The sequence below is a fragment of the Sphingobium sp. FG11 genome, assembly GCF_057809915.1.
In genome coordinates, this window is the sequence record NZ_JBMDKW010000002.1 from 1 (window position 1) to 15,639 (window position 15,639).

The 15,639-nt window shown below is 54.1% G+C and carries 12 protein-coding genes; 8 read left to right on the forward strand and 4 right to left on the reverse strand.

Annotated elements, in window-relative coordinates:
* Positions 1 to 69: 69 nt before the first annotated feature.
* From gmd to ACODSN_RS01635, 8 genes are all read left to right on the forward strand, one after another.
* Positions 70 to 1,104: a GDP-mannose 4,6-dehydratase gene (gene gmd, locus ACODSN_RS01600; protein WP_489052623.1), complete on the forward strand. Its 1,035-nt coding sequence runs from the start codon at positions 70 to 72 to the stop codon at positions 1,102 to 1,104.
* 21 nt (positions 1,105 to 1,125) lie between these two features.
* Positions 1,126 to 2,031 carry an NAD-dependent epimerase/dehydratase family protein gene (locus ACODSN_RS01605; RefSeq protein WP_489052625.1) on the forward strand — a complete coding sequence of 302 codons (906 nt, stop codon included), beginning with the start codon at positions 1,126 to 1,128 and terminating at the stop codon, positions 2,029 to 2,031.
* Positions 2,032 to 2,126: 95 nt separating this feature from the next.
* Positions 2,127 to 2,873 carry an HAD-IIB family hydrolase gene (locus ACODSN_RS01610; protein ID WP_489052626.1) on the forward strand — a complete coding sequence of 249 codons (747 nt, stop codon included), beginning with the start codon at positions 2,127 to 2,129 and terminating at the stop codon, positions 2,871 to 2,873.
* Positions 2,874 to 3,030: 157 nt separating this feature from the next.
* Complete coding sequence (locus tag ACODSN_RS01615) at positions 3,031 to 3,543, forward strand: DUF4214 domain-containing protein (protein WP_489053024.1); 513 nt, start codon at positions 3,031 to 3,033, stop codon at positions 3,541 to 3,543.
* A 3-nt stretch (positions 3,544 to 3,546) separates the two neighbouring features.
* Complete coding sequence (locus tag ACODSN_RS01620) at positions 3,547 to 7,257, forward strand: glycosyltransferase (RefSeq protein WP_489052628.1); 3,711 nt, start codon at positions 3,547 to 3,549, stop codon at positions 7,255 to 7,257.
* A 158-nt stretch (positions 7,258 to 7,415) separates the two neighbouring features.
* Positions 7,416 to 9,707: a glycosyltransferase family 4 protein gene (locus tag ACODSN_RS01625; protein WP_489052629.1), complete on the forward strand. Its 2,292-nt coding sequence runs from the start codon at positions 7,416 to 7,418 to the stop codon at positions 9,705 to 9,707.
* Positions 9,700 to 10,677, forward strand: coding sequence for a hypothetical protein (locus ACODSN_RS01630; protein WP_489052631.1), 978 nt, complete (start codon positions 9,700 to 9,702; stop codon positions 10,675 to 10,677). Before ACODSN_RS01625 ends, ACODSN_RS01630 begins: the two co-directional genes overlap by 8 nt.
* Positions 10,677 to 11,510, forward strand: a complete 834-nt coding sequence (locus ACODSN_RS01635) for a hypothetical protein (RefSeq protein ID WP_489052633.1) — start codon at positions 10,677 to 10,679, stop codon at positions 11,508 to 11,510. The genes ACODSN_RS01630 and ACODSN_RS01635 overlap by 1 nt, the downstream gene beginning before the upstream one ends.
* Positions 11,511 to 11,550: 40 nt before the next feature.
* Here ACODSN_RS01635 and ACODSN_RS01640 read toward each other — a convergent pair whose 3' ends face one another.
* The 4 genes from ACODSN_RS01640 to ACODSN_RS01655 are packed head-to-tail and all read right to left on the reverse strand — an operon-like array spanning position 11,551 to position 15,344.
* Entirely contained in the window at positions 11,551 to 12,795 is a 1,245-nt protein-coding gene (locus ACODSN_RS01640) for a glycosyltransferase family 4 protein (RefSeq protein ID WP_489052634.1), read from the reverse strand.
* The gene (locus tag ACODSN_RS01645; RefSeq protein WP_489052635.1) at positions 12,792 to 13,445 is read right to left on the reverse strand and encodes an ABC transporter ATP-binding protein; all 654 of its coding nucleotides are present in this window, start codon (positions 13,443 to 13,445) and stop codon (positions 12,792 to 12,794) included. The genes ACODSN_RS01640 and ACODSN_RS01645 overlap by 4 nt, the downstream gene beginning before the upstream one ends.
* Positions 13,442 to 14,239 carry an ABC transporter permease gene (locus ACODSN_RS01650; protein WP_489053025.1) on the reverse strand — a complete coding sequence of 266 codons (798 nt, stop codon included), beginning with the start codon at positions 14,237 to 14,239 and terminating at the stop codon, positions 13,442 to 13,444. The genes ACODSN_RS01645 and ACODSN_RS01650 overlap by 4 nt, the downstream gene beginning before the upstream one ends.
* A 1-nt stretch (position 14,240) precedes the next feature.
* Positions 14,241 to 15,344, reverse strand: coding sequence for a KpsE/RkpR family capsule polysaccharide export protein (locus ACODSN_RS01655; protein ID WP_489052637.1), 1,104 nt, complete (start codon positions 15,342 to 15,344; stop codon positions 14,241 to 14,243).
* Between the last annotated feature and the right edge of the window lie 295 nt (positions 15,345 to 15,639).

Below are 15,639 nucleotides of genomic sequence, written 5' to 3' on the forward strand. Positions count from 1 at the left end.
CACCTATCGGCCATCAAAATTGACGCCGACCGGACACCGTAATCGTCGCGCTACACTTGGAGAGATGAATTGACCTCAGCCGCAATTACCGGAATTTCAGGTCAGGACGGTGCATATCTGGCCGAATTCCTCTTGTCCAAGGGGTACGAGGTTTACGGCACTTTTCGGCGATCCAGTTCGGTTAATTTCTGGCGGCTTGAGGAACTTGGCCTGCTTGAACATCCTCGCCTGCATCTTGTCGAATTCGATCTGACAGATTTGTCTACAGCCATTCGCTTGTTGCAAAGCGCACCAATACGGGAAGTCTATAATCTGGGCGCCCAAAGCTTCGTTGGGGTCTCCTTCCAGCAGCCAATCACTACTTCGGAGATTACTGGCTTGGGTGCCGTCAACATGCTGGAAGCGATCCGCATCGTGGACCCGACTATCCGCTATTATCAAGCCAGCACATCGGAAATGTTCGGCAAGGTTCAAAGCGTGCCCCAGAATGAGGATACGCCCTTCTATCCACGCAGTCCTTATGGCGTCGCAAAGCTGTTTGCTCACTGGATGACCGTGAATTATCGGGAAAGCTACGGAATCTTCGGGACAAGTGGCATACTCTTTAATCATGAGAGTCCGTTGCGGGGAAGAGAATTCGTGACCCGCAAGATCAGCGATGGCGTTGCCAAAATCAGTCTTGGTCAAATGGAATGCCTGGAGTTGGGAAATCTGGATGCATTAAGAGACTGGGGCTTTGCAAAAGAATATGTGGCGGCAATGTGGGAAATGCTTCAGGCCGATTCGCCTGACACCTATGTACTTGCCACAGGAACGACGCACAGCGTGCGCGAGTTTGCCGTTCTGGCGTTTGCGGCGGCCGGTATCTCGCTCGACCTGACTGGTAAGGGGGTAGACGAGAGAGGCATCGACCGGGCCACCGGAAAAACAGTCCTGCGCATCAATCCACAATTTTACCGGCCAGCCGAAGTGGACGAATTGGTCGGCGAGGCTACCAAGGCCCGCGATGCGTTGAACTGGAACCCAAAAACTTCCCTGGCAGACCTTTGCACGATGATGGTCGAGGCGGATGTACGCCGGAACCGGAACGGCCGGTCTATGTGATTTCCTGATAGAGCGGTGCCGATGAACCGAATTCTCGTGACGGGTGCAGAAGGCTTTACAGGCCGATATGTCGTACGGCTTCTCGCGCAGATGGGCCACGACGTTTACGGCATCGTGCGCCGCAAGCCGGACAGGGCGATAGACGGCCTTCCCAACCTCCTTGTCTGCGATATTTGTAATATAGATGTCGTGAGCCGGGCAATGGCAGTAGTGTCCCCCACCCACATTTTACATCTAGCCGGAATCGCCTTTGTCGGTCATGCCTCGCCATCTGCCTTTTACAGAGTCAATATTCTAGGCACGCGAGCCTTGCTGGAAGCCAGCCTCTCCCTCGGCAGGAGTTTGCAGCGCCTTGTACTCGCGAGCAGCGCAAGCGTCTATGGGACAGCCGAGGGCATCTTAACCGAACAACATCCGCTTGCACCGGCCAGCGAGTATGCAGTGAGCAAAATGGCGATGGAATCGCTCGCGCGGCTCTATGCGGACCGGTTACCTATCACAATTGCAAGGCCGTTCAACTATACCGGCGTCGGCCAGTCACCTAACTTTCTCATTCCAAAGATTGTAGATCATATCCGTCGGAGGGCGCCAGTGATCGAACTGGGTAACCTGGATATCGTGCGTGACTTCACCGACGTTCGCTCCGTCGCGGATGTGTATAGCCGCCTACTCATGCGACCCGCCAATCGCGGCGGATCCGAAACATTCAATATATGTTCGGGACAGGGTTATAGCCTTGAAAAAATAGTGACAATGGCGCAGGCAATTTCTGGCCACGCGCTAAACATTCGGATCAATACCGCCTTTGCGCGAGCCAATGAGGTGAAGACGCTCATCGGAAACAATAGTCTGCTTCATGAGGCGATCGGCCCAATTCAGTATCACCCGCTTTCCGAAACGATTGAGTGGATGATCGGTGAAGGATGATTTTTGTGTCGGCTTGGCCACACCTGTAAATTGCATGTCATCAGACAAATGCTAAGCTTTCTCATTCAACCTGTAAGAAGGATATGTTGTCTCCCATGAAGCATTTGATCGCCTTTGACCTTGATGGCACTCTTGCCGAAAGCAAGCAGCCGCTTGCCGATGATATGGCGGAAGCGCTCGCTGACCTGCTGACCGTTGCTCATGTAGCCGTAATTTCAGGCGGCGATTGGCCCCAGTTCGACAAACAGGTCGCCAGCCGATTGCCCGTTGGCGCGGACCGCTCCCGCTTGTGGCTAATGCCTACCACGGGGACCAAGCTATATACATATCGGGACGGACGCTGGGCATCGGTCTTTGCCGAACTTTTCGACGATGCCCAGAAGCAGGCCATCTTTAAAGCGTTCGATGATGCGCTCGAGGCGACCGGCTTTATGCCTGAACAAACTTGGGGCGAACGGGTAGAGGATCGTGGTAGCCAGATCACTTTTTCAGCTTTGGGCCAGCAGGCCCCGATCCATGCCAAGGAGGGATGGGACCCCGACTTTGCTAAGCGCAAGATCATTCAGGCCGATCTGCGGCAGCGCCTACCCGGCCTGTCCGTCAACATGGGCGGCGCAACTTCCATCGATATTACACGCGAAGGTGTGGACAAGGCTTATGGCCTCAAAAAGCTGCGAGACGCCAGCGGCATTCCTCTCGATGCCATGATGTTTCTTGGCGACGCGATTTTCCCCGGCGGAAATGACTATCCAGCAAAGGAATTGGGGCTGGATACCGTGCGCGTACGCGATCCTCAGGAAACCCTGTCGGTCATCACAGCCATCATCGCCTGCCAAAAATAATCAGTGGAGCAAGGCTCGCGGGCAGACGAGTGCGCCTTGCCTCTACTGACCTTACTGCTGCGGCCCCTTGCATGGCGTCCAGCACGATGGAATAGAAGCGCGTGTGACTGAACCCTCCTTGCCATCTCACCGCCCGGCCCGCTCTCTCGCCGAACTGATGCGACTGCATGACGAGACATTTGTCGAGAGCGCCTATTGGACACTGCTTGGTAGGCCGGCCGACCCGGAGGGCCTCGTTCACTATCGCACACATCTGCGCCGGGGCGTCAGCAAGGCTCAATTGCTGTGGGAGTTGCGGCACTCGCGAGAGGGCAACTCGCATACTGCTCGACTAGATGGGCTGGAACAGCTGCTACGCCGTCATCGTCGTACCCGATGGCTAGTGGTCGGGCCTCTTTTTGCGCTCCTGACCGGCGCCGAAAGCCAAGGGCGCCGGGCCAGACAGAAGCGTGCAATCGTCAACGCAATCTGGGCGGTGGAGCAGGAACTGGGGCAGCGGATCGATCGTTTGGAAGCACGTGTTGAGGCGCTAGCCGCATATGGATCGGATCCAGCAAATCGAGCTAGGTCATCCTCGATAATGCCTGATAGCGGGATTATGACGCGCCGAGCCAGGGATCTGCTGACCCGGCTGAAGGCGACGATGGCGTCCGCAGCTAAGGAAGGCTAGGCGATGCGCATATTGATCGACCTGCAAGGAGCACAGAATAACAGCCGGACGAGAGGAATCGGCCGATTCGTACGCGCCTTTTCCCGTGCCCTGCTTCAGCATTGCGACGGGCACGATATATTTGTGCTGGTGAGCGAGCTTTTCCCGGATCAGATCGATCCGCTGATAAGGGCTTTCGCCGGCCTGATCCCCCCCGAGCGAGTCATTCGCTTCACCGCGCCGGGACCGACTGCGGAAGTCGACGGCTTCGTCAAACCCGATAATTATTGGCGGCTCGGCGCGAGCGAACTATTATACGAAAAGTTTCTAGCGGACCTCGACATGGATGCTGTCATCCTATGCACCCTGTTTGAAGGGGCGCAGGATGACAGCATACTCGTCGTGCCTGAGGCGGACCGCCGGTACGTTATGGCCGTCGTCCTCCACGATCTCATTCCCCTTACGGATCCGGAGCAGTATATCAACTGGGCGCCGTCGCGGAAATGGTACGACCGTAAGCTTGCCTCGCTTCGGCGAGCCGATCTGCTGCTGTCCGTCTCGGATTCAGCGAAGGCCGAAGCGGTCGATCTCGCGCATATCGACGCCGGCAAGGTCGCCGTTATCAGTTCCGCGGTGGCGGACGAACTCATTGCGCTCAACAGCGCGCCAGAAGATAGGCAGCGCCTATTAGACAGTCTTGGCATCGTTCGCCCCTTTGTCATGCACATGAGCGCTTATGAGCCGCGCAAGAATTTCGATGGCCTCATTCGCGCTTTTGCAGCGCTACCCGCGCTCGTGCGGGACGCGCACCAGCTGGTACTCGTATGTAAGCTCAACGACGATGAGCGCGCCAAGCTCAATCGGCAAATTGAACAGGCCGCACTCAGCCCTGACGCCGTCATCCTTACAAACTATGTTTCAGATCAGGCGATCATGGCGCTTTTTGCATCCTGCCACCTGTTCGTTTTTCCGTCCTTTCATGAAGGGTTTGGATTACCGGCGTTAGAGGCGATGCGGTGCGGCGCCCCCGTAATCGGTTCCAATCTCAGCAGTATACCAGAAGTTATCGGCCGGACTGACGCGCTGTTCAATCCCCATTCCACGACAGATATGGCGCGGTTGATTGAACGTGCGCTGACCGACAACGCCTTTTTGGCCGACTTACGTCGCCATGGAGTCCAGCGCGCTGCCGGTTTTAGCTGGGAGAGAACGGCCAAGCGAACGATCGCAGCCATTGAAGCCTTGCACCGGCGCCATCAGGCCGCCTCCAGCCTTGTCGAAGCTGTGGCTCAGTATGAAAGTGAGCAGCTGATATCAGCTATTGCCAAGGTGGAGGCAGCCGCGCCGATTACAGAGAAAGACTTCACCTCAACCGCAATAGCGCTCGCACAAAACGAAGGGGTCGCGCGCCTCGTCAGGAGCCAGGCGCGTGCTGGCGCTGAGATAATCTGGCGAATAGAAGGGCCATTCGACAGCAGCTACAGCCTTGCGCTCGTCAATCGGGAAACGGCGCGGGCGCTGGCCGCATTGGGACATGCGCCTTCTCTGCATTCGACGGAGGGAGGCGGAGACTACCCCGCAAATCCGACATTTCTCGCTGCCCATGGCGATCTTGCTGCGCTGGACCGCGCTGCCAGCGCCACGCCTTCATCAAAAGCTGCGATCGTCAGCCGCAATCTTTTCCCACCTCGCGTCGCAGACATGATGGGCCGAATAAATGCTCTTCACGGCTATGCATGGGAAGAGACCGGGTTTCCCCATGCCTGGGTCCAGCACTTCAACGCCCATCTGGACCTGATCCTGGTTGTGTCGCGGCACGTGGAGAAAATACTGATCGACAATGGCGTGCGTGTACCAATTGCAGTGACCGGTAACGGCGTCGACCATTGGGAACGAATCGCACCCAATCCGGCTTTTCGTCTTTCGGCGCGGACCTTTCGTTTTCTGCACGTCTCATCCTGTTTTCCACGCAAGGGCGTGGACGATCTTCTCGATGCCTATGGCGACGCTTTTTCTATCAACGACGATGTGTCGCTGGTGATTAAATCGTTCGATAATCCTCATAATGAGGTGCTGGAAATGATCGTGCGTCGGCAAGCGGGCAACCCGACCTTTCCCCATGTGGTCATGTTATTTGAAGATTTTGCCGATAGCGATCTGAAGAGCCTGTACGAGCAATGCGATGTCATGGTCGCTCCCAGCCGCGCCGAAGGCTATGGGCTGCCTTTTGCGGAGGCCATGCTATCGGGCTTGCCCGTGATCACCACGGCTTGGAGCGGACAGCGCGATTTCTGTAATCCTGAGAATTCATGGCTGGTCGATTATACTTTCGAAAGGCCGTCAACGCATTTTGGTTTGCGCGCATCTGCTTGGGCGCGAGTCGATCGCGCGTTGCTGGCCCAGGCAATGCAGACGGCTCGCGCAACCCCGAGGGCAGAGCGGGCGACAATGGCTGCTGCTGGCAGGACCGAGCTTTTGATGGACCATCAATGGCACGATGTGGCCGGACGCATGATCGACGCGCTAGCGGACCTGCCACTGCGCGTAGCATCTGCCACCAAACCAAAAATAGGGTGGATTTCCACTTGGAACAGTCGCTGCGGCATCGCCACATATTCCAACCACCTGATATCCCATATGCCGGACGACGTGACTATTTTCGCCGCGCATGATTCCGAGCCGGTACATCCGGATAAAGCGAACTGCGTCCGGTGCTGGACTAGCTCAAAAACAGAAAATGGGTTGAGCGTGGCATCTAACGAAATAACCCGTCGTAACATCGATGTTCTTGTCATCCAGTTCAATTACGCTTTCTATAATCACGATGAGCTATGCAATCTGATTGAAGATGCCAACAATGCTGGCCGTACCATCATTATGATGATGCATTCCACACGCGACCCAGTTATGGAAATTCCAGGAGCGGAATTGTTCCGGATCGTCAACCATTTACATCTATGCGAAAGAATATTAGTTCACTCTATTGAAGATCTAAACCGACTCAAGTCGATTGGTTTGATAGATAACGTCGCACTCTTCCCTCACGGGACGTTAAGCTCTTCGACCGCAGCTGCGATCCCTGCTAAACTCCCAAGTTGTCCCTTGATTGCAACTTATGGTTTTTGCCTTCCCGACAAAGGACTGGCCGAGCTACTGGAAGCGGTGCATCTTATGGTAAATGGCGGCAATGCAGTAAGACTGCGGATGGTAAATGCCCAGTTCCCTGCACCATCTTCCTTGAAATTGGTTCAGGCCCTGCGCTCGCAGATCGACACGCTGGGACTTTCGGACCGAATCGAATTGATAAGCGATTTTCTTCCGGACGAGAAAAGTTTGGCCCTACTCGCGGAAGCGGATCTTGTCGTATTTCCGTACCAAAAGAGCGGCGAATCGGCGAGCGGGGCGGTCCGATATGGCATGGCTACAGGGAAACCCGTCGCAGTAACCCCTCTTGCTATTTTCGATGATGTGGCCGACGGGACCTTCCGCCTACCCGGAACCGGCCCAGAAGCGATCGCGCGCGGTATCACGTCGAGCCTTTCCGCGATTCGCGAGCAAACAAAAGACGCTCTCGACATAGCCAGTGCCGCGGCTGCGTGGCGTGCCGAACATGATTATAAGGCTATCGGCGATCGCCTCTATAATATGTGCGTTGCACTGAACAATATGAATACGCGCCATAAATTACGCGCTCATTCGGCCCCACCGATATCATCCAAGACGCCAATCGCTTGATCTCAACTCGGCCAGTGTGTAAAAATCCCCCGCAGGAGATGGATTTTACATAGCTGCGTCAAATTGTTGACGCCGATAGGGCATAATGAGCCTGCCAACCCAGGGTAGGTTGCTCTATATTGCGCGCGTCGGCATCATATTATCGTTCAAGGGGCATCATGCCAAATCAATCTCCTTACGCGCTCGATAATCTGGCGAACTTCGATAGCGCTCCCATATGGAAGCAGTTTGAAGGCCAAAAGATCTTTTTCGACGGTGTATTCAAGGGCGACTACAGCCTAGCGGTTGTTAACCGGCACCTTGCACAGGCACTCATCACCGCCGGCATCGAACTCGTCGTTCATACAGCCGAGGATGATTGGCGGACCGACCCGATGCTCAACGAAATGCCCGAAGTCTTGGCTCGGTGCGTTTTCGACTATCCTGAAAAGGGCGTTTATGATGTTCATTTGCGCAATAACTGGCCTCCACGCTGCGACGACATGGTCGGCCAACTCAACGCCTATGCCTGTTTTGCTTGGGAGGAATCACTCGCGCCTAAGGCGCTGATCGACGATTTCAACCTTCATCTCGACCTGATGATGGTAACGGCGAATTTCGTGGAAGAAAGTTTCCGCAATTCGGGCCTCGTCATTCCAATGACCGTAGTCGGCAATGGCACCGAACATCTCAAGGAGACCAGCCCGGCGAAGGGTGTAAAAAAGCCGTCGCGAAAGCGCATCCTGCACGTGTCATCATGCTTCCCGCGCAAAGGTGCAGACATTCTCGTGCAAGCGTTCGTTGATGAATTTGGGCCTGCCGACAATGTTGAACTGTTTATCAAAACATTCGATAATCAACATAACAAGATCGGCGAATATGTTGATAGCGCCCGCGCCAGCCACCCGAATGCGCCGCCCATCACGGTCCTTTATGAATCCATGCCCAAAGCCAAGCTAGTCGACTTGATGCGATCAGCGTCGGTTTTCGCAGCCCCGTCGCGCGGTGAAGGCTTTGCTTTGCCGTTGGCGGAATCGCTGCTACATGACATCCCGGTCGTGACCACCAACTATAGTGGTCAAACCGATTTCTGCACGGCGGACACTGCATGGCTGGTCGATTATTCGCTCACTCGCTCTCAGGCGCATGTCGCAGCTAGTGAAGCGCAATGGGCGGAACCAAGCCCCGCATCGCTGAGACGAATGCTCAGACGGGCGATCGAGGACGATGCGACGTCCCGTGCCAAGGTCGAAGCCGGCAAGTCGTTACTGGCAGCTTATTTCAAATGGTCTGACGTCGCTCGACGGGTCGCGCAATCGATTCAGTCGGTGCAGGCGCGTATGACCGGGGAGGCCCTCGATGCGTCAATCAAGATTGATCTTATTTCGACGTGGGATCAAATTTGCGGCATCGCTACCTATTCCGGCCATCTGATGCACACGCCTATTTTTACCGGAAAGGTTTCCACGGTCCTCGCCCGCAAGTTGACCAACGATGCGCTAGTGGAGGGATCGGACGCATTTCCAGCGGTCGACGAAGTAAAGCGACCATGGGGTTACGACTTTGCCGGTATCCAGCTTTTAATTGAACAAATCGTGTCAGCCAGCGGCAACGTGCTCTGGTTCCAACATCATCCTGGCTTCTTCTCCAACGTAGATATGGATGTCATTACGGCACGGTTTCAGGCGGGCAAGCACGCGGTGCGGGCTATCACCATGCATAATGTCCGTGAAACGCTCCATTCGTCGGCCAACGAGTGGCTTCATGCTTTCGATGTGATCTTCGTTCACACTGAGGAAGATCGTAAGATTCTCGCTGATGGCGAATATGGTCCTGTGGCGGTGATTCCGCACGGCATTCTGCGCCACAAAAATCATGTAAGCCCGGACGCCGAGCATTTCACTATCGGCTCCTTTGGCTTCCTCTATCCGCATAAAAATATCCCATTGCTTCTTGAGGGCTTCGCGCTGGCGCGCAAGATCGTGCCAAATCTGCGCCTCAAAATTCCGTGCTGCGCAAGGCCGGAGGACAAGAGTTGGCGCGAACGGGCAAAAGTTGAAATGCTCGTCGATTTGCTCGACCTCGGCGATAGCGTCGAACTGGATTTCGATTTCCTCCCGGACGCGATAATTCTGGACAAACTCAGTTCGTGCAATCTCCTGTGTTTTCCTTATGGCCCGTCGCTCGAATCTGCGACCGGGGCTGCACGCATAGCATTAGCCGCTGGACGGCCGTTGTTATGTTCCCAATCGACGGTGTTGCGTGATATCCAACCTTATGGGTTCACTCTCCGCGATCTTGAGCCTGCCACTCTCGCGGAAGCTATCATCGTGCTGGCAGCCAGTCCTGAACTCCTTGCCTTGCGGGACGAAGCTCGGGAGCAGTTGGTGACTCGATATAGCTATGAAGCGGTGTCTCAACGATACAGCGATATATTCGCACGGATGTTAAAGGCTAAGGCTCATGCATGAATCATTCGAAATGAGGGCGGAGGCGACCGGCAATGCCTCGGATCAGGAACCAGAGATACCGGTCATGCCGGAAGATTTCCTCCTGCCGGCGCAGGCTTTCGTCGATCGATGCCTAGACGCCTTTGATCTGACAGACATGATCGGGACTACAGAAAAGGCGAACTTGGTCGAGGCCCTGGAGCATGGCGTGACTAAACTGGCCTTGGTCGGCATGTTGTTCGACAAAAAGTCAGGCAATGGCGCACAAATGCTCACACGCAAGAGCGGCGGCATCAACAGGGAATGGGATAATTACGTGTTGGTCGAACTGCTGGAGAGATATGCCCCGGACAATGATCGCGCTTTCATTCTTCAGGCGTATAAACAGATTTTGAGCCGAGAACCCGGCAAGGCCGAGGCACTTGAAGCCATCAGGGCCTTTAAATTTGGCGACCTGTCGCGCAAGGCTTTTATCGAAGGACTCGCCAGCCGGACTACGCAGGCGGTTTTGTCATCCCACAAAACAGCCGATGCCACATCCGTTACGGTGGCGGCCCATGCTGCCGGGTTTGGCCCTAACGCGAAGCAGCAGGTCGTGCTTGCGCAGTTGATGCCTAATGGCCATTACGTCGTGGCACCCAATGTTTGGTTCCAAGACCTCTGGCAGCCCAAGGCTATGTCGGAAGATGGCATATTGCATTTGAATGAAGGCTGGGTCCTGGCGGGGCCCAAACGAAGCCTCGCCAAGGGAGCCTGGACCATATCGATAGACATTGTTCAGGATGATGCGGCCGAGATCATCGCCGATCTTGTTGCCAATTCGGGCATCGACACGCTGATGCACGCGCATCTTGTAGGATCAGCAAGCCTCAAGCTTCAATTCATGGTCGAAAGCCATCATCACTTTATCGAACTGCGTCTGCTCAAACCGTCGCAGGACCGAGAGCGCAGTTGGATTAAGATCCGCGATCTTTCACTGGGATATATGTAATGGGCATTTTCCGGAATCAGGTTCGCAACACCGCCGATCCGGTTGAGGCCAAAAGCGATGACGAGCTTTCTTTCGATCAGGTCCTAGCCGCAGCGGACGAGGCTCAGCAGGGCCAGAAATGGCTAGCTGCCGCCAAATTATATCTCCAGGCGATCGCTATGCGGTCCGACGCAGTCGGACTTCATATGCAGGTAGGTCATGCCCTGAAGGAATCCGGCGATCTCGAAGGCGCCTTGATTCACTATCAACTCTATCGGGATCATCATGAGGATGATCCCGAAATCTATCTTCAGCTCGGTCATTTATACAATCGTGCTGATAAGAAAGATAAGGCTCTGATTTGGTATCAGAAGCTGCTTAGGAAAGTGCCTTCCGGTCACCAGATGGCGATCGATGCCAGGTTGTCGTTGGAGGACCTGTCAGACCGCCCGATAAAACGAGCAAAAGATCAAATTGAACTGATGGCCCGCGCGGGGCGTTTTGAAGACGCCGTGTCTTACGCCGAAAATATGATAGAGACCCTCCAAGACAAATCATTTTATATCGTTATTGGCAATCTAAAAAGGGACCAGGGCGAATTCGAAGGGGCCGAACGCGCTTATGACGAATGTGATGCCGCCGAAGACGAACCTGATCTGCGATTCGACGCAGCCATGCAACGCGCTTTGCTGGAGAAGTTTCGTCGCAAGCCGCTTGCTTCCTTGAAGCTCTATCAGGAAGCCAGACGGCGCTATGTTCAGACACAAAAGCCCAACATATCCCTTCGCGCAGTCGACGAGGAAATTAGCGGCGCGTTGCAGGTGATCTCGCAGGCGCTTCTCCTACTTCATTGACCGCACCTGCCATCACTGCCGCCTGACGGCGCACCAGAGATTATATGCCTAGCCGCGCCCGCAATTGACTGCCCGTGAAGTCCCAACTCGGCAGGTCGGCCCAATCGTCACGAGAAGCATCGAAATCGCCGATCCAGCGCTCGATCGCTGCGGCCAGCACGGCGCTTTGCGATTCCGCGAAGAAACTCAGGCCTTTGTGGGCCAACTCTCTGAACACGGGAATATCACGTACGAGCACCGGCTTGCGGGCCATAAGCGCTTCAACAACCGGAAGACCAAAACCTTCTCCATGGGATGTCATAAGCAACCCGTCACAACGAGCGTAAAGCAAGGCTAGAAGTTCGTCGCTTGCAGAGGATAGCCGGAAAAAGCGTCGGCCCTGCTCAGCATGACAGGCCATCCGGGCTTCAAGAGCAGCACAGCGCCATCCGATCTGACCAGCCACGACGAGCCGAATTGGCGTTTTCGGCTCTCTAGCCCATAGAAGGTCGAATGCATCCAGCGCCGCGTCATAAGCTTTGCGGGGCTCGACTGTTCCCACCATCAATATGGTAGTACCGGGCTGATTGAGATGGTTAAGTAGCTCAAGTTGGTCCTCAGACAAGCCATGACTGGGCTGTGATAAACCAAAATTACCGGCGAGTGTAATAGTGCTGACATGCAAATCATCACTCCTTTGCGACCGCCTAGCTTTCAATGTCGTTGCGAGACGATCAGCGACGAACGCCGATATACAAATTGCTTCGTCGGCATATGCCAAGACCGTGTCCAGCCAGCGTTTGAAATGACTAACATTCTTGGCTGTAAAAAACTCGGGATGATCATGGGGTAGCAGGTCATAGACCAGGACGGCGATACGCATCCCACTCGCTCTCCACCATCGAAGCTCCGAGCGATAACGCGGCAACAGATGGGCCGATAGGTCCAGACCAAGAAATATGTCGCCAGCTTTGGGCACGATCGGATCGCCGATATTATTTCTTTCTGGGATCGAACCAATCGCAAAATCGCTGCCGACGACCCTGTAGGAACGTCTTTTAGTGGCGAATATGGGAACAATTACATGATCGGAACCCGGATCTCTTAACAATTGAAGCAATAAAGCGCGGACAACCCGCTGAATTCCTGTTCGTCCATCCCGATGATAGATTGTCGAAACATCGACATAGATGTGTTTTGACTCTACGCTCCGCCGACGCGCTGCAGCCCTGAAATAGCGGGCCGGCCGGTTTCTGATGTAATAATCAAGAAAGGAAAACAGACGCCCAATTTGGCTTGGCTTCACCGCAGCGTCTCATGATAATAGGAATAAGCCTCCTCGACGTCGTCGAACATACTCAGATGACCGTCCGCCAAGACACCTGCACGTTGGCAATGTTCGCGCATAAAGCTTCCGTCATGCGATACGAAAACCATTGCTCGGTCCTTACGCTTGCCGAAAAGCTCTTCGTCACATTTTTCTGAAAACCGCTTGTCGCCCACGGAAATAATCTCGTCGATCAAGAAACAGTCGAACTCAATCGCCATGGAGAGACCAAAAGCGAGCCGACTGAGCATACCTGCCGAATAACTCACTAGTGGCTCACGAAGATACTGGCCAAGCTCGGCAAACTGCTCAACTGCTTCTGCTCTCCCATCTGTGTCAACGCCATAGATACGCGATACAAGACGGATATTATCGAGACCAGTTAGCGCCATCTGAAATGCGCCGCCGAACGCCAATGGCCACGAGACGCTCATATGCCGCTCGACCTTGCCGCTCGTCGGGATTTCAACGCCGCCTATCAGCCGAATGAGAGTCGATTTACCAGCACCGTTCCTACCCAAAATCCCCAATTTCTCACCGGGTGCCACCGTGAAATTAATATCCTTCAATATGGGCCGCGGACCGCGACGCGTAGGATAGCTTTGGCATAGACCGCTGACTTTGATCATAGATGTATTGGCCTAGTCGAAAAATCACGAATTTTAGCCATCGCAAACAGCGTAATTATCGAGTTGCAAATAATTACAAATCTTAAATCATGCACAGGATGAAAATGCGAACCAAAATAACCTTCACGAATATATTCCGTGCAATGAACAATAGGAATATAAAGAACGACCTTCTGCATTTGCTCAGGTAAGGCATCTACCAAAAACGCAGCACCGGAAAAGCCGAAGAAGAAATAAGAGGCGGGATGCCATATCCTCTCGATCAATTCTGAAGTCTCCGACAATACGCCCAACAAAAGCGCCACAGCCGAAGCGAGCCAGAACAGAAGAAACCAGCCCGTGATGACCTTTAAAATATCTTCAGGGGGACTAATCCATTCCATGTAAATGAATACCAGGCTGAGCACAAAGAACGAGATGGTCGCGCCACCGGCTTCCAAAATGATACGTGCGAGATAAATATCTATGACTCGGACGTTTCTATGGTACATCAGCGCTTGATTTGGATGAATAGCCTTCATGGTCCTGCCAGGCATATTCCGCCATAATAGAACTCCAGAGTAGCCGGTCAAAGCGAAAACTGCGATCGGTAGATCCGAACCGTGGTTCGCACCTAACACCGACCAAAGGATAGTCACGCCTACTGTGAACATCATCGGTTCGATGAACATCCACAAAAAACCGATATTATGGCGACCGAAGCGTGTAAGCATTTCGCGCATGATTAGCGCATGAATGATCCGGCATTGTATCTGCCATGACCGGCGGAGCGAATCTGGCTGCCGCTCTGACATATCAGTCACGATGTTCCTTGAGACCTGCTAGCAACATGCTTAACACACCCCACGCCACCATTCCCAGAGCGAATGTAGAGAAGATGCCCCGCCAGCGCCGCGGCTCCAGAGCCTCGTCCGGGATATTCGGCTGAACAATCCGTTCAAGGTAGACCTGTTTGCGCCGGGCCTCATTGCGAGCTTCTTCCAGCGAAGCGAGCGCACTGGCCAGTTGCTTATCGGCAAACTGACTCTCCAAACTCAGCCGTTGATAGCGGACCTGAGCGGCAGCAAGCGATTTCTGACCACCGGCCACGCGCGCCACCTGTTCGTCGATCTCCTTAGTCAAGCCAATAATGCTCGTTTGCAACACCGGAATCTGGGGATTGTCCGGCGTGAACGCACGCAGTTGCAAAAGTTGCGTCTTTGCCGTGATCAACTCGTCTTGCAGCTTGGAAACCAACTGTATCTGGACCGTGGCCTGACGGTCAGGATCTACAATACCCTGCTGATTACGAAAGGCGGACAAAGCGATCGCCGCAGTCTGCGCAGCAGCTTCCGCATTGCGAACTTCATTCGTGGCGTATCGGATAAGATCTTCACGACTACGGCCATTAAGTCTGTTTACCAACCCTTCGCTCAACTCCAGCAGCCGTTCATTCATGTGGTAGGCGTCGCTGGCCGAGTAGGCACGAAATTGCATTGTCGTGATCGAAGAAGACGCTTCATGCTTGATATCGACTTTTTTCTTATAATATTTATACAAGTCTTCGAAGCTATGCCGACCTTGATTAAGGCGGCTAAACCAATCGACTCCCGGGCGACTAAAGGCGCGAGAAACGATCCCCTTTTGATCCAATGCCTTCAAAGCATCCCGAGATTCTACATATTCTTGCACTGCAAAAACTTCGTCTCCAGAAGCCGAAACACCTGGACTGCGTAGCAACATACCGAGTGCGGAAGATGTCTGCTTTTCTGGGCTTCTAATGACGAAGCGCGATTCTGATATATATACGTCGGACGCGATAACGCCGAAATATATAATCGCAAGCAAGGTAGGGGCCGCTACACAAATCCAGAAAAGAGGGCCAAGCGCCTTGGTCCGTTTCGAAAGGCCATTGATCATTCATCATTCCAGCCAAAGTGCTGTATCAATACAGCCCGCCGTTTGCCAATGCAGCAAAGAATCCTCCTCCGCACCCCGGGTGGAGTTCCGCAATACCGCGCTCATTCGACTCTTGCCTCAGTTTCTGGAAGTTGGCAATGCCCTACCGCGCCGCACAACGGATCGGTATCATCGCACAACTGATGCGAGCCATCCTATCAATACAGAAGCGTGACAGCGCTCAAGCCGTGGCAAAGTGCTCCACCGCCACAGGGCGACCTGATATTTCCCGACCATTTTAACGATATAATGCTGG